General features: G+C 61.3%; 8 protein-coding genes and 2 rRNA genes. 2 read left to right on the top strand and 8 right to left on the bottom strand.

Annotated elements, in window-relative coordinates; all coding sequences use genetic code 11:
* Nucleotides 1–131: 131 nt before the first annotated feature.
* From BJ994_RS05445 to BJ994_RS05425, 5 genes are all read right to left on the bottom strand, one after another.
* Nucleotides 132–3295, bottom strand: a 23S ribosomal RNA gene (locus BJ994_RS05445).
* A gap of 550 nt (nucleotides 3296–3845) precedes the next feature.
* Nucleotides 3846–5369: ribosomal RNA gene (locus tag BJ994_RS05440) — 16S ribosomal RNA — on the bottom strand.
* Together the 16S and 23S rRNA genes form the textbook arrangement of a ribosomal RNA operon.
* A gap of 445 nt (nucleotides 5370–5814) precedes the next feature.
* The gene (gene tyrS / locus BJ994_RS05435) at nucleotides 5815–7107 is read right to left on the bottom strand and encodes a tyrosine--tRNA ligase (protein WP_167992277.1); all 1293 of its coding nucleotides are present in this window, start codon (nucleotides 7105–7107) and stop codon (nucleotides 5815–5817) included.
* 45 nt (nucleotides 7108–7152) lie between these two features.
* The gene (locus BJ994_RS05430; protein ID WP_167992275.1) at nucleotides 7153–9405 is read right to left on the bottom strand and encodes a HelD family protein; all 2253 of its coding nucleotides are present in this window, start codon (nucleotides 9403–9405) and stop codon (nucleotides 7153–7155) included.
* A 126-nt stretch (nucleotides 9406–9531) separates the two neighbouring features.
* Nucleotides 9532–10170, bottom strand: a complete 639-nt coding sequence (locus BJ994_RS05425; RefSeq protein WP_167992273.1) for a DNA-3-methyladenine glycosylase — start codon at nucleotides 10168–10170, stop codon at nucleotides 9532–9534.
* 93 nt (nucleotides 10171–10263) lie between these two features.
* Between BJ994_RS05425 and BJ994_RS05420 the strand changes: the two genes are divergently transcribed.
* Together BJ994_RS05420 and BJ994_RS05415 are read left to right on the top strand one after the other, a co-directional pair.
* A complete protein-coding gene (locus BJ994_RS05420; RefSeq protein ID WP_167992271.1) occupies nucleotides 10264–11802 on the top strand; it encodes a DNA-3-methyladenine glycosylase 2 family protein in 1539 nt (512 codons plus the stop codon).
* Nucleotides 11799–12299: a methylated-DNA--[protein]-cysteine S-methyltransferase gene (locus BJ994_RS05415; RefSeq protein WP_167992269.1), complete on the top strand. Its 501-nt coding sequence runs from the start codon at nucleotides 11799–11801 to the stop codon at nucleotides 12297–12299. The genes BJ994_RS05420 and BJ994_RS05415 overlap by 4 nt, the downstream gene beginning before the upstream one ends.
* Here BJ994_RS05415 and BJ994_RS05410 read toward each other — a convergent pair.
* The 3 genes from BJ994_RS05410 to argH all read right to left on the bottom strand — a co-directional run bounded on the left by BJ994_RS05410 (nucleotide 12296) and on the right by argH (nucleotide 15516).
* Nucleotides 12296–13168: an SRPBCC domain-containing protein gene (locus tag BJ994_RS05410; protein ID WP_167992266.1), complete on the bottom strand. Its 873-nt coding sequence runs from the start codon at nucleotides 13166–13168 to the stop codon at nucleotides 12296–12298. The genes BJ994_RS05415 and BJ994_RS05410 overlap by 4 nt on opposite strands.
* A gap of 89 nt (nucleotides 13169–13257) precedes the next feature.
* Entirely contained in the window at nucleotides 13258–14013 is a 756-nt protein-coding gene (locus BJ994_RS05405) for a maleylpyruvate isomerase family mycothiol-dependent enzyme (RefSeq protein WP_342450294.1), read from the bottom strand.
* Nucleotides 14014–14100: 87 nt separating this feature from the next.
* On the bottom strand, nucleotides 14101–15516 hold the full coding sequence (argH, locus tag BJ994_RS05400; protein WP_167992263.1) for an argininosuccinate lyase: 1416 nt from the start codon (nucleotides 15514–15516) through the stop codon (nucleotides 14101–14103).
* Between the last annotated feature and the right edge of the window lie 4 nt (nucleotides 15517–15520).

Below are 15520 nucleotides of genomic sequence, written 5' to 3'. Positions count from 1 at the left end.
AGTTGTGTTGTTGGTTGTTTCCCTGGGTACCGGCCCCGCCTTTGCCCGCCGTGTGGTGGGTTGGGTTGGGGGGGGGTGGGGTTGTTGGTTGGGAACCGCATAGTGGACGCGTAGCATTATGTGTTTTGTGTGGTGTCAAGTTATCGGCGTATTAGTACCGGTCAGCTTCACGAGTCGTTAGTCCTCGCTTCCACATCCGGCCTATCAACCCAGTGGTCTGGCTGGGGGCCTCTCACACGTTATGTGTATGGAAATCTCATCTTGAAGCAGGCTTCCCGCTTAGATGCTTTCAGCGGTTATCCCATCCGAACGTAGCTAATCAGCGGTGCACTTGGCAGTACAACTGACACACCAGAGGTTCGTCCGTCCCGGTCCTCTCGTACTAAGGACAGCCCTTCTCAAATTTCCTACGCGCGCAGCGGATAGGGACCGAACTGTCTCACGACGTTCTAAACCCAGCTCGCGTACCGCTTTAATGGGCGAACAGCCCAACCCTTGGGACCTACTCCAGCCCCAGGATGCGACGAGCCGACATCGAGGTGCCAAACCATGCCGTCGATATGGACTCTTGGGCAAGATCAGCCTGTTATCCCCGAGGTACCTTTTATCCGTTGAGCGACGGCCATTCCACAATGTGCCGCCGGATCACTAGTCCCGACTTTCGTCCCTGCTTGAGATGTCTCTCTCACAGTCAAGCTCCCTTGTGCACTTACACTCGACACCTGATTGCCAACCAGGCTGAGGGAACCTTTGGGCGCCTCCGTTACTTTTTGGGAGGCAACCGCCCCAGTTAAACTACCCATCAGGCACTGTCCCTGACCCGGATTACGGGCCGAAGTTAGATATCCAGAGTGACCAGAGTGGTATTTCAACGATGACTCCACCCGAACTAGCGTCCGGGTCTCACAGTCTCCCACCTATCCTACACAAGCCACACCGAACACCAATACCAAACTATAGTGAAGGTCTCGGGGTCTTTCCGTCCTGCTGCGCGTAACGAGCATCTTTACTCGTAGTGCAATTTCGCCGAGTTTATGGTTGAGACAGCGGGGAAGTCGTTACTCCATTCGTGCAGGTCGGAACTTACCCGACAAGGAATTTCGCTACCTTAGGATGGTTATAGTTACCACCGCCGTTTACTGGGGCTTAAATTCCCAGCTTCGCACCACGAGGGTGCTAACCGGTCCTCTTAACCTTCCAGCACCGGGCAGGAGTCAGTCCGTATACATCGTCTTGCGACTTCGCACGGACCTGTGTTTTTAGTAAACAGTCGCTTCCCCCTGGTCTCTGCGGCCCCGATCCGCCTCCCCACAGCACGTGTGGTTCACGGTTGGGGCCCCCCTTCTCCCGAAGTTACGGGGGCATTTTGCCGAGTTCCTTAACCATAATTCTCTCGATCGCCTTAGTATTCTCTACCTGATCACCTGTGTCGGTTTGGGGTACGGGCAGTTAGAACCTCACGCCGATGCTTTTCTAGGCAGCATAGGATCATCGGATCCCCACCAAAAGTGGGGCCCATCGGGTCTCAGAGACGGTATCAAAACCAGGACCACGGATTTACCTATGACCCCTCCTACATCCTTAGACCGGGACAACCATCGCCCGGCCCGACTACCTTCCTGCGTCACACCTGTTAATACGCTTACCTCCCAAGATCAGGTCCCACGCGCCCCACCAACACTGGGTCCGAAGACCACGGGGAGATGGTTAGGGTGGTTAGTATCCCTTGTTCAGTATGGGCGGTTCTTCACCGGTACGGGAATATCAACCCGTTGTCCATCGACTACGCCTGTCGGCCTCGCCTTAGGTCCCGACTTACCCAGGGCAGATTAGCTTGACCCTGGAACCCTTGATCATTCGGCGGACGGGTTTCTCACCCGTCTTTCGCTACTCATGCCTGCATTCTCACTCGTGTAGGCTCCACCGCTGGTTTACACCGCGACTTCACTGCCCACACGACGCTCCCCTACCACTCCAAACACCTGAACAACCCCCAAAAAGGGGTAGCTAGATTATTGTTTGAAATCCACAACTTCGGCGGTGTACTTGAGCCCCGCTACATTGTCGGCGCGGAATCACTTGACCAGTGAGCTATTACGCACTCTTTCAAGGATGGCTGCTTCTAAGCCAACCTCCTGGTTGTCTAAGCAACTCCACATCCTTTCCCACTTAGCACACGCTTAGGGGCCTTAGTTGGTGGTCTGGGCTGTTTCCCTCTCGACTATGAAGCTTATCCCCCACAGTCTCACTGCTGCGCTCTCACTTACCGGCATTCGGAGTTTGGCTGACGTCAGTAACCTTGTAGGGCCCATCGGCCATCCAGTAGCTCTACCTCCGGCAAGAAACACGCAACGCTGCACCTAAATGCATTTCGGGGAGAACCAGCTATCACGAAGTTTGATTGGCCTTTCACCCCTACCCACAGCTCATCCCCTCCATTTTCAACTGAAGTGGGTTCGGTCCTCCACGACGTCTTACCGTCGCTTCAACCTGGCCATGGGTAGATCACTTCGCTTCGGGTCTAGATCACGCCACTGAATCGCCCTATTCAGACTCGCTTTCGCTACGGCTACCCCACACGGGTTAACCTCGCGACGTAACACTAACTCGCAGGCTCATTCTTCAAAAGGCACGCCATCACCCCAACACCCATAAATGGATGGAAGCTCTGACGGATTGTAGGCACACGGTTTCAGGTACTATTTCACTCCCCTCCCGGGGTACTTTTCACCTTTCCCTCACGGTACTGGTCCGCTATCGGTCATCAGGGAGTATTTAGGCTTACCAGGTGGTCCTGGCAGATTCGCACGGGATTTCTCGGGCCCCGTACTACTTGGGATACTCTCCAAGCGGCAGCACGCATTACAGCTACGGGACTCTCACCCACTCCGGTCGGGCCTTCAAACCCGTTCACCTATACGCCTGCACTCACTTCACCAGCCCGGCAGAACTGATACGGAAAGTCCCGCAACCCCAGAGATGCAACGCCCGCCGGCTATCACACACCACTGGTTTAGCCTCATCCGCGTTCGCTCGCCACTACTAACGGAATCACTATTGTTTTCTCTTCCTGTGGGTACTGAGATGTTTCACTTCCCCACGTTCCCCCCACGTACCCTATGTGTTCAGATACGGGTCACCACGTCGCACCAAGTACGCGCAGCAGGGTTTCCCCATTCGGACATCCTGGGATCAAAGTTCGGTTATCAACTCCCCCAGGCTTATCGCAGATTCCCACGTCCTTCTTCGGCTCCTGATGCCAAGGCATCCACCGTGTGCCCTTAAAAACTTGACGAACACACACAACCAACACCAGAAGACAACACGCCACCCCCACCACACAGGCAGAAACAACGAATCACCATCCACGACGATTGCGTGCATACACAAAAAATAAGATGCTCGCGTCCACTATGCAGTTCTCAAACAACAACCCCAGTAAACACACCACCCACACCCAACCCCCAAAAAAGGAAGCCAAACAAGTGCAGGCAAGTCATGCCCAGGAAAACCAGAAACCCCACAAACCAAACCCCCACACCCACACAACGTGCGAGATCCAAAGGGGGTCAGGCTCCTGTTGCCTCAGGACCCAACAGTGTGCCAAACGATGAAACCACCACCACCAACCACGCCTTTCCACAACCCACGCACCCCAACCCCAAAAGGGAAAGGAAAACACAGATCCGTACTCAACCCAGCCAGCACCAGCAGCCACCACAATTCGTTGATATTCCACCCATGAGCACCCACCGCAGAACAAACGCCTGCGCAATGGGCTAACTCCTGACAACCCCCACCACCCCACAACGAGGCAGCAGAAAAAGCTGTTAGGCGCTCCTTAGAAAGGAGGTGATCCAGCCGCACCTTCCGGTACGGCTACCTTGTTACGACTTAGTCCCAATCGCCGGTCCCACCTTCGACAGCTCCCTCCCACAAGGGGTTAGGCCACCGGCTTCGGGTGTTACCAACTTTCGTGACTTGACGGGCGGTGTGTACAAGGCCCGGGAACGTATTCACCGCAGCGTTGCTGATCTGCGATTACTAGCGACTCCGACTTCATGAGGTCGAGTTGCAGACCTCAATCCGAACTGAGACCGGCTTTTTGGGATTAGCTCCACCTCACAGCATCGCAACCCTTTGTACCGGCCATTGTAGCATGCGTGAAGCCCAAGACATAAGGGGCATGATGATTTGACGTCGTCCCCACCTTCCTCCGAGTTGACCCCGGCAGTCTCCCATGAGTCCCCGGCATAACCCGCTGGCAACATGGAACGAGGGTTGCGCTCGTTGCGGGACTTAACCCAACATCTCACGACACGAGCTGACGACAACCATGCACCACCTGTAAACCGGCCACAAGTGGCCGACACATCTCTGCGCCGTTCCGGTTCATGTCAAGCCTTGGTAAGGTTCTTCGCGTTGCATCGAATTAATCCGCATGCTCCGCCGCTTGTGCGGGCCCCCGTCAATTCCTTTGAGTTTTAGCCTTGCGGCCGTACTCCCCAGGCGGGGCACTTAATGCGTTAGCTACGGCGCGGAAAACGTGGAATGTCCCCCACACCTAGTGCCCAACGTTTACGGCATGGACTACCAGGGTATCTAATCCTGTTCGCTCCCCATGCTTTCGCTCCTCAGCGTCAGTTAATGCCCAGAGACCTGCCTTCGCCATCGGTGTTCCTCCTGATATCTGCGCATTTCACCGCTACACCAGGAATTCCAGTCTCCCCTACATCACTCAAGTCTGCCCGTACCCACCGCAGATCCGGAGTTAAGCCCCGGACTTTCACGGCAGACGCGACAAACCGCCTACGAGCTCTTTACGCCCAATAATTCCGGATAACGCTTGCGCCCTACGTATTACCGCGGCTGCTGGCACGTAGTTAGCCGGCGCTTCTTCTGCAGGTACCGTCACTTTCGCTTCTTCCCTACTGAAAGAGGTTTACAACCCGAAGGCCTTCATCCCTCACGCGGCGTCGCTGCATCAGGCTTGCGCCCATTGTGCAATATTCCCCACTGCTGCCTCCCGTAGGAGTCTGGGCCGTGTCTCAGTCCCAGTGTGGCCGTCCACCCTCTCAGGCCGGCTACCCGTCGTCGCCTTGGTAGGCCATTACCCCACCAACAAGCTGATAGGCCGCGAGTCCATCCAAAACCACAAAAGCTTTCCACCAACCACCATGCGATGATCAGTCATATCCAGTATTAGACCCAGTTTCCCAGGCTTATCCCAGAGTCAAGGGCAGGTTACTCACGTGTTACTCACCCGTTCGCCACTAATCCCCGATGCAAGCACCGGATCATCGTTCGACTTGCATGTGTTAAGCACGCCGCCAGCGTTCATCCTGAGCCAGGATCAAACTCTCCGTAAAAAAATACGAACACAACACAAACCCCCCGGAAAAAGAAGGATCCACGCTGCACAAAATCTGAAACCAGCCAAAAAACCAGCCACCCCACAGAGGTGAGGCGACCAGCAAATCAACCAATCAAAAAACAATCGGTATCAACAAACATGGCACACTATTGAGTTCTCAAACAACAGAAGCAATTCACATAATCTGTAATTCTTATTTACATTTCCGTGCTGCGTTGTTACTAAATCTAATTCATCCGAATTCTTTCTGTCAAATCGGCCTCTAGGCCGAAATTCGATGAAACAAATTCGAATCCACCCACCAAAAAAGACCGGAACTTTGGGCTTTTGCGCTCAGCGCACGCCCGAACCGTTTGGTTTTAGGAGGGGGTTGTTGCCACTCACCGGCGGCAACTCAGAAAACTTTACACGGACAGTCAGGTCCGTGCAAATCCCTCTGGCTAGGGCCGGACCTCAACAGTTGCAAGGTTCCTTTTTCCGCGTCGAAGCAGCAAAAACCGCCCGTGCAGCAGCCTGTCCGGAGTGATTGCCGTCTCGGATTCGGACACCTTCTCGTTGTTCACGTAGGCCCCGCCCTCCGTAACAGTTCGTCGCGCAGCCGAGTTGCTCGCGGCCAGGCCGCTCGCAACAAGCAACTCGATGATGCCGAGGGCATCTCGGCTCACTGTTGCACTCGGGAGTTCGGCGGTCGCTGCCCGGAGGGTGCTCTCATCCAGTTCCCGAAGATCGCCCTGACCGAATAACGCCGCCGAAGCCGCAATGGCCTTCTCTGTCGCCTCAACTCCGTGGACCAGCGAAGTCACATCGTAGGCAAGCGTCCGCTGGGCAGTTCGTAGATGCGGCCGGTTCACCACTTCCTCGGCAAGTTCCTCGATCTCCGCCCGACTACGGAAGGTGAAGATCTTGAGCCGAGCAATCACGTCGGCGTCGGAAGCGTTGAGCCAGAACTGGTACATGGCGTAAGGCGTTGTCATCGCCGGATCCAGCCAGATGGCGTTTCCCTCGCTCTTGCCGAACTTGGTGCCATCTGAATTGGTGATCAGGGGCGTGCCGATCGCATGGACTGATTTGCCTTCTACCTTCCGGATCAGCTCGGTCCCACTGGTTAGGTTGCCCCACTGATCGGAACCGCCGGTCTGCAGGACGCAGTTGTAGTCACGGTAGAGGTGAAGGTAGTCCATGCCCTGAAGTACCTGGTAGCTGAATTCCGCGTAACTGATGCCTTCATCCGAGTTCAACCGCGAGGCGACAACATCCTTCTTGAGCATCGTGCCCACACGGAAGTACTTGCCGATGTCCCGCAGGAAGTCGATAGCGCTCATGGGCGCCGTCCAGTCAAGATTGTTGACCATTCGCGCGGCGTTGGTCCCCTCAAAACTGAGGAACCGCTGCACCTGGCCCTGTAGGTACCCCACCCACTCAGCGACGGTTTCCTTGGTGTTCATGGTCCGCTCCGCGGAGGGCTTCGGATCCCCCACAAGACCGGTGGAACCTCCAACCAGGCCAAGCGGTGCGTGGCCCGCCAACTGCAGCCGACGCATGGTCAGGAGCTGCACTAGATTTCCCAGGTGCAGGCTCGGCGCGGTCGGGTCGAATCCACAGTAGTAGGTGATCGGCTCACCGGCCAGAAGCTTCTCGAGCTCCACCTCATCAGTGGAGACGTGAACCAGGCCCCGCCACTTCAACTCCTGCCAGAGGGTCTCGAAGGAGCTGTCATTCTGTTGACCGGTCATGGCTGAGCCCGAAATTTCTGTTGGTTGACGCACAGGATCAAAATATCAGCCCTCAATGCCCTCTGGAACTTCGCCGGTCGCGATGAGGCGCAACCGCTGCGTTGGACGGGTCATTGCGACATACAAATCGCCGATCCTGACCGAATCCGGTTTCAGCATCTCGGCGGGCTCCAGCACAATCACGACGTCAAACTCGAGTCCCTTGGCCTCACGGGGAGTGATGACCACGATGTCCTGGCCCAGCCCTCCGGCACCGAGACCCACGCGGTCGCCGTAGACTTTCCTCACCGCGGCGCGCACCTCCCCGATCAACCGCACGGGCGCGATCACTGCAAGCAACCCGTCCGCAGCAACTTCCAGCTCCTTAGGCAGCGCGTCGAGCAAAGCGGGCACAAGCTCGGAAGCCCGGTTGACCACCGGATCCCAGCGACCGTCCCGGACTGCCTTCGGCGCCGACACGACGAGCCCCGCCGCGTTGGCCATCCGTACCGCGGCCTCGGCGATCTGGGCCGGCGTGCGGTAGTTGACCGTCAGCTCCTCCAGCTGCCAGCGGTCCCCCACGAATGGTTCGAGTGCCTGCTGCCACGAGTGCGATCCGGCGGTGGAGCTGGTCTGCGCGATATCGCCGACGACGGTGAACGATTTGACGGGGCACTTGCGCATCAGCAGGCGCCAGTGCATGGGCGAGAGTTCCTGCGCCTCATCCACGACAACGTGACCGTACGCCCACGTCCTGTCACTGGATGCACGCTCCGCAGCCGTGAGGCGTGCGTCAGCAACCACGTTGTGTTCGGCAAGCGCCTCCGCGGTCAGCACACCGTCGACGCCGGCGTCAGCAAGTGAAGCACTCACGTTTTCAAGCGCGCGTTCCGCATTGGCGAGGTCACGGCGTCGTTCCTGTTCCTTTTCCGCGGCGTTTCGCCCGGCCGAGGCATCCAGCTCGCCAAGCAGTTCAGCCGCCTCATCCAGCAGCGGGACATCGGCCTCCGTCCACGTGGCGTCCTCCGGGCGCTGCATGAGAAACCGCTCGGCGTCCGTCAGGTGGGGCGCCGCGGCTTCGAGTTGAGCCGGCTTGCTGAAGAGGTCGCGAAGGAGCTTCTCCGGCGTCATCGGCATCCAGGCAAGGTTGAGCGCAATTCTTACATCCCTGGAGGTGCGCACGTCCTCAGCCAGATATGAGCGGTCCGCTGTGTTGCCCGCCCCTGACGATTCCTCCAGCTGCTCCGTCAGTTGCTCGGTCAGTTCGCGCAGCATGATCTTCACGAAGGTGGCCCGCGCTTCGTTGTGCGGCTTACCTGTGGCCCGTGCCCGGTCGCGTGCGCGCCGTACCTGGCGCGGGGTCAGCGTGAGGATGCTTCCTTCGACGTTGAGCTTCCGGTTCTCCGCGGGAATGCGTTGACGGTTCGCGACAGCGCGCTTGATCACCGCGGCCATCTCAAGCCTGCCCTTGAGTTCCGCAACCGCCTCGTCAGCCTCCGGTTCGGCATGGATGCCGGGCATCAGGCTGCCGACGCTCGCCATCACGACGCCGGTTTCGCCGAGGGATGGAAGCACCCGCTCGATGTACTTCATGAACGCGTCAGTTGGCCCCACCAACAGGACACCGGCAGACTTCAACCGTTCCCGGTGTGTGTAGAGAAGATAGGCCGCGCGGTGCAGGGCGACGGCCGTCTTGCCCGTGCCGGGTCCACCCTGGACGACGACGACGCCGGGCAGCGGGGCGCGGATGATCCGGTCCTGTTCGGCCTGGATGGTGCCAACGATGTCCGACATCTGGCCGGTGCGTCGCGAGTTCAGCGCGGCCAGCAGCGCCCCTTCCCCCTGCAGGGAGCCCGAGTCGGTCAGCATGGAGGCATCCAGGACGTCGTCCTCGATGGCAGCTACGTCCCGGCTGGAGAGGATGAGGTGCCGGCGTCGTCGTACTCCCATCCGTTCGAAAGCCGTCGCCTGGTAGAACGTGCCGGCTTCAGGCGCCCGCCAGTCGACCATGAGCTGCTGGAGGTCTTCGGTGGAGAGGCCGATCCGCCCGATGTAACGTTCCTCACCGGAATCGAGGTCCAGGCGGCCGAAGACCAGGCGGTCGTCAACCGCGTTCAACTGCGCAAGGCGGTCCTCGTACATGGTGGCGAACGCGTCACGCTCGGATCGGTTCTGGTGTGAGCCCGCGGCAATCGTCCGCCGGACCTGGTCCAGTTGACGTTGTTTTTCGGCGCGCAGTTCATCGAGCCGCCGGTACAGGCCGGCCACATAGGTGCGCTCGTGTTCCAGCTCATTGTGGGCTGAAGACAATTCAGGCATTGTGCGTTCCCTCTCGCCAAGGCGGACCGTCAATTCTATCCCGGGTGCGCTGAATTTCCATGAACGTGCCCGCGAAATGGCCCTCAAGCGGTTCGATCAGTGCCAGGTGCGCGGCCGACTTCCCGGTCATGGAGTTCCCACTGTCCGGCGCACACGTGGTTTCGCCGCCCGGTACACGGACACGCTGGGCTCGCCCGCGAGCCAGAACCGCCACGGGTAGGAGGAGGAACCGCCGGAACCGCTGACGCCGACCCGCGGCCCGGTCGCGATCGCGGAAGCATCGGTCGGCTGCACGGGAAGTTCGAGCCGAAGCCGTTCGCCGAACACGTCGGCGCCGTTGAGCTCACGGTCGATACCCAGCGCCTGGGCGAGCCGGGCCGGCCCGCGCGCGAGGTCGCGATCTGTCTTCGGGTGGCCGCGCCGTCGTCGTGCTGTCTCCAGGCCGCCGACGACGACGCCCGCGCGCAACAGCAAACCGGTCGCTTGTCCGGGCACGCCGCACACGACGTTGGCACAGTAGTGCATTCCGTAGGTGAAGTAGACGTACAGGTGCCCGGCCTCTCCGAACATGCTGGCGTTGCGGGCGGTCTGCCCCCGGAACGCGTGGGAACCGGGGTCCTCCGAGCCCATGTAAGCCTCTACTTCGGTCACACGGACGGTGACCGGGTCGACGCCGTCTTCGTGCGTGATGAGCGCGCCCAACAGCAACGGCGCTACGTCGATGGCCGGACGCGCCAGCCGGCTGCGTTCAGAGGCTGATTCCACGGATCGACCGTATCAATACCGGTCCAGAACCTACTTACGGCGATGTCCGATTTCCGCTAGCAGCGACCCGTCGCAGCCTGCGAGGATGAGGGCATGGACTTTTGGCAGCGGTACCGGGCGATCGATTCGAGGGACACCCGCTTCGATGGGCAGTTCGTCACAGCCGTCGCAACGACGGGCATCTACTGCCGCCCGTCCTGCCCTGCCCGGACGCCCAAGCCGTCGAACGTAACGTTCTACCCGACGTCGGCGGCAGCCCATGAAGCGGGTTACCGCGCCTGCAAACGGTGCCTCCCGGAAGCCGTTCCCGGCACACCGGAGTGGAATTTGCGCTCCGACACCGCGGCCCGGGCGATGCGGCTGATTGCCGACGGCGAAATCGACCGCAGCGGTGTGCCTGGACTGGCGCGACGGGTGGGGTACTCAACCCGGCAACTCGGGCGGATCCTCGCACAGGAACTGGGGGCCGGTCCGCTCGCCCTGGCACGGGCCTATCGTGCCCAGACGGCGCGGGCCCTTTTGACTGCCACCGATATGGCATTGTCCGACGTGGCTTTTGCTTCCGGTTTCAACAGCATCCGGCAGTTCAACGAGACCATCCAGGAAGTGTACGACCTCTCCCCCACTCAACTGCGTGAGCGCAGCCGGCGGACCTCGCATGCATCGACCGCTAGCGGAGCGCCGACATCGCTCAGCCTGACGCTTCCCCTCCGGCCCCCATACGACGACGGCGTATTCGCCTTTCTGCGGGCGCGCGCCGTCGACGGGGTTGAGCAGGCGACAGCGGACAGCTACGCGCGACTGGTCCGGTTACCAGGCGGAGAGGGCTGGTTCAGTGCCCGTCCCGGCGCTGGCGGGCTGGACGTTTCGGTCATGGTGGAGAAGCTGAAGGACCTGCCGGTGCTCCTGTCCCGGATCCGCAGATTGTTCGACCTCGATGCAGATCCGGAAGCTATCGATTCGGTGCTTGGCAGGAACGAACAAATGGCCGAAAGAGTCCGCGTGGCTCCAGGCATCAGACTCCCCGGCGCGATGGACCCGCAGGAGATCCTTGTTCGGGCGATGATCGGGCAGCAGATCACCGTCGCCGCTGCCGCCGGCATGCTGAACACCCTGAGCTTGCTTGGTTCGCCCTCGGTGCTCAACCAGCCCGGGTTCGACCGGCTCTTCCCTACGCCTGCCGCTCTCGTCGAGGGTGCACGCCCACTGCTCAAGGGTCCCGGACGCCGGACCGCCAGCCTGCTCGGGGCTGTGGAAGCACTCGCCGCGGGAACCCTGACGATCGGAGTCGAGGACAGCCCCATCGAGCTGGCCGAAAAGCTTCTGCCCATGCCGGGAATCGGTCCATGGACCGTACGCTACGTCGCAATGCGCGTGCTGGGAGCCACCGATCTCCAACTCGACAACGACTCCGCTGTGCGCAACGGCTGGTCGAAACTCACCAAGGCTGCCCCGGAGCTACGTCCGGAACCGTTCTGGATGGAACAGTTCAGCCCGTGGCGCTCCTACGCAACCATGCATCTCTGGCGGCTCGCCGCTGAGAAAACCACTGAGAAAACCACTGTGAAGACCTCCGCCGGCTCCGGCACGGCGTCCACCCGCAAGACAACCAGGAAGGCCCTTGCATCATGACCACCCGCACAGCCACAATCACGACACCCGACGGACCCTTCACGGTCATCGAGCGGGACGGAGCGGTTCTTGCCTCCGGCTGGACAGCCGACACGGCGGAACTCATCGGGCAGATTCACCCCACGCTCCTTGCCATGGACATCGAACCCGTCGATGACCTGGGGCCGATTACGGATGCCGTCCACGCCTACTACGACGGCGAACTCACGGCGATCGAGGGTGTCCCCGTGCACCAGCTTTCCGGCCCTTTCCGCAGCCACGCCTGGGATGTGCTCCGGACGGTGGCGCCCGGCCGGCCCGTTACGTATTCGGAGTACGCAGTCCTGGCTGGACGGCCGGCTGCAGTTCGGGCGGCAGCCGGCGCGTGTGCACTGAATGCTGCCGCACTCTTCGTTCCCTGCCATCGCGTGATCCGCACCGACGGAAGCCTCGGCGGCTTCCGGTGGGGCCTGGAAGTCAAGACAAGCCTGCTGGAACGCGAACGTGCAGCAGGCTAGCCGCGTGATTGGCCGGTATCCAGGGTTGACCGGTAGAACTCCTCGAGTGCGTGGAGTTTTCGGACACTGAAGTGCGGCTTGTCGCCGTTGATCGAGACAGCAACGGCGTCCAGGTGCGCGTGCCACTGGGCCAGCAGCGCCGCTGCCTCCGAGTGGTCATCGATGACATGCCGCACGGTCAGGACTGTTGAGTCACCGTCAGCAGCGAAGTCCACCTCAGCCTGCTCCACCCGTGGCTGCTGCTCCGGGTCGGCAGTGAGTGCGTCCTTGACGAGCGGCAGCTTGGAGTTGAGGCGACGATCGAAGTGCACCATCATGACGCCGTCGTCGGTCTCGAGCGATCCCATGGTGTTCGACACGCCGAACTCCGCCGCGTAGGCATCCCGCAGGGAGGCCCAGTCACCCGGCGGCTCGGGTTCCCGGCCTGCGGCGACCTCCTCGAGCGCGGCCAGGATCTGCTGCCAACCAGCGGCGCCCTCAGTGAGGAAATCGGCGGACTCGGATCGTGCCCTCAACTGAAGCAGGGCACCGCCGTCGCTCTCCAGGACCCGCCACTCGAGGATCGATTCCAGTCCCAACTCGTCATCCCACGTGATCTGCAGGCTCGTTGGCGGATTGAGCTGCAGGACGGTCCCTGTGCTCGCACCCCCACCCATATCGAGTGAGTATTCCTTCCCCAGCTCCCAACTGGACCCCAACGTCCCAAGCCACAGGCGAACCTTCGCGGGATCTGTCAGGAGGTTCCAGATGTAGGACCGCGGGTAGTCGAATTGCCGGTCGAAAGCCAGCACATAGCCGTCCCGCAGGCGCTCAATCCGGCCCAAGGGCATCACAGTCTGTGCTGCGGATGGATCAACATCGGACTTCATCGACCGCCCACCTTAGGTACTGCTCGTGCTTGGTTGCTTCCCAACTTAGCGCAGCGACACCGCGCTGATAAGGGCAGCAGGGGTTCCTTCTACCTTGAGGGCGCGACGGCGGCAGGCCATGGCAGCAGGTCCGGGAGGTCCACGGCGTCGGCCGCAGCGGTGGCATTCAGGCCGCCGAGCGGCTTCCGTCCGGCCAGCCACGCCGCAATGTCCTGCAGCAGCCCGGTCACAACAATGGTCCGCGCCACGGCGCCGGCACCGTTGGAGAGGGTCCGTGGCTGTTCGCCCAGCGGCTGCAGCAACAGCGCCAGGCCGTCCGGGACCCGCGCGCTCAGGAATCCGAAGAGATACTGGCAGAATGCAGGGTCCCAGTCCAGCGACGTGCGGCTGGTCCCAAGATCCGAAGCGTGGATGACGAGCTCACGCCACAATGCGAGCGCGCCATCCCGCACAGTGCCGTCCCGGTAGGAGATCCGGGCTTCCCACTCCTCGCCAGCCACACCCGCGAGTGCCTGGACTGCCTGCGTGACCGCGTCTGTCAGCGACTCAAGCTGGGTATCCACTGGCCGCTGCGCGCGCATCTCGATGTCCCGCATGCGTCCTTCGGAACCGTCGTCGTAGAACGCGATCAACTCACCACGGGCCGCATACTCGACCTGGCGGCTGATTGCGCGGGCTACGCCCTCCACATGCGCGACGACGTACGCCCGGCTCCAGCCCGGAAGGACCGACGGCGCTGCGAGGCCGGCGTCGTCGAGCCCCGCGGCCGCGGCGAGCAAATCGCGTGCGGCACCCGCCAGTCGCTCTGGAAGGTTCTCGGGTACGGCCGGCTGGAGTGTATTCACGGGCATCCTCGCGTCGTGTCGGGCAGTTTCCCCGACACTATCGTTAACCCGCTGGCCCCAGCCAAGCCCCGAAACGAGCAGGGAACGCTATCCGGCCAGGGCGTTCCGCAGCCCGGCGAGTTCGCCGCGCAGTGCCTCCAATTGACGACGCACGGCAGCAGGGGCTGTTCCGCCTTGGGAGTCGCGGCTGTTCAGTGACCCTTCAACGGTCAGAACCTCCCGGACGCCGGGCGTCAGATGCCCGGAGATGCCTGCGTAATCCTCATCACTCAGGTCCCACAGCTCGACGCCGCGGCTCTCCGCGAGTTTGACCGCCGCACCGGAAAGCTCGTGCGCCTCCCGGAACGGGACTCCCTGCCGCACCAGCCACTCGGCCACATCGGTAGCCAGCGCGAAGCCCAGTGGTGCGAGCTGCGCCATCCGCTCGGTGTTGAAGGTCAGCGTCGCAATCATCCCTGATACCGCGGGGAGCAACACCTCGAGGGTGTCGACGGCGTCGAACACCGGTTCCTTGTCCTCCTGGAGGTCGCGGTTGTACGCCAGCGGCAGTCCCTTCAGGGTTGCGAGCAGACCGGTCAGGTTTCCGATGAGCCTTCCCGCCTTGCCGCGTGCAAGTTCGGCGACGTCGGGGTTCTTCTTCTGCGGCATGATCGAGGAGCCGGTGGAGAAGGAATCGTGCAGGGTGACAAAGGAGAACTCCTTGGTTGCCCAGATGATCACCTCTTCGCTGATCCGGGAAAGATCGACGCCGATCATCGACGCCACCCACGCGAACTCCGCGTAGACGTCGCGCCCGGCGGTACCGTCGATCGAGTTGTGCGTCGCGGAGTCGAAGCCAAGCTCGGTGGCAACAGCTTCCGGGTCCAGGCCGAGCGATGACCCCGCCAGCGCGCCCGAACCATACGGGGACACAGCCGCACGGCGGTCCCAGTCCCTCAGACGCTGCACGTCCCTCAGCAGCGCCCACGCATGGGCCAGCAGGTGATGACTCAGCAGCACCGGCTGCGCATGCTGCAGGTGTGTCCTCCCCGGCATGGGCACCTCCAGGTGCTCTTCCGCCTGGTTGATCAGCGCATCGATCGTGGCAAGCACTCCGCCGGCAATGATGCGCGCATGCTCGCGCAGGTACATTCGGCCAAGGGTGGCAACCTGGTCGTTGCGCGAACGTCCCGCGCGCAGCTTTCCGCCCAACGCCGGACCTGCGCGTTCAATCAGCCCGCGTTCGAGCGATCCGTGCACGTCCTCATCCGACTCTGACGGTACGTAGGCGCCCGTGCGGACGTCGTCGTCGAGCGCGTCCAGAGCGGCGAGCATACCGGTGAGTTCGCCGTCGTCGAGCAGTCCGGCACGGTGCAGCACACGCGCGTGCGCCCGGGAGCCCGCTATGTCATGGCGGGCAAGCCGCCAGTCGAAGTGGGTCGATTTGCTGAGTGCGGCGAGGGCCTCCGCGGGTCCGCCGGAGAACCGGCCGCCCCACAACGAACCTTCGTTCGTAGCGGTCATAGTG

Origin of the sequence: Arthrobacter pigmenti, from assembly GCF_011927905.1 — a bacterium.
Taxonomy (GTDB): domain Bacteria; phylum Actinomycetota; class Actinomycetes; order Actinomycetales; family Micrococcaceae; genus Arthrobacter_D; species Arthrobacter_D pigmenti.
This window is presented reverse-complemented; position numbering and strand designations above follow the sequence as displayed.

Coding starts and splice junctions, on each gene's coding strand:
- tyrS (WP_167992277.1), bottom strand. CDS start 7,107: ATGACCGGTCAACAGAATGACAGCTCCTTCGAGACCCTCTGGCAGGAG.
- BJ994_RS05430 (WP_167992275.1), bottom strand. CDS start 9,405: ATGCCTGAATTGTCTTCAGCCCACAATGAGCTGGAACACGAGCGCACC.
- BJ994_RS05420 (WP_167992271.1), top strand. CDS start 10,264: ATGGACTTTTGGCAGCGGTACCGGGCGATCGATTCGAGGGACACCCGC.
- BJ994_RS05415 (WP_167992269.1), top strand. CDS start 11,799: ATGACCACCCGCACAGCCACAATCACGACACCCGACGGACCCTTCACG.
- BJ994_RS05410 (WP_167992266.1), bottom strand. CDS start 13,168: ATGAAGTCCGATGTTGATCCATCCGCAGCACAGACTGTGATGCCCTTG.
- argH (WP_167992263.1), bottom strand. CDS start 15,516: ATGACCGCTACGAACGAAGGTTCGTTGTGGGGCGGCCGGTTCTCCGGC.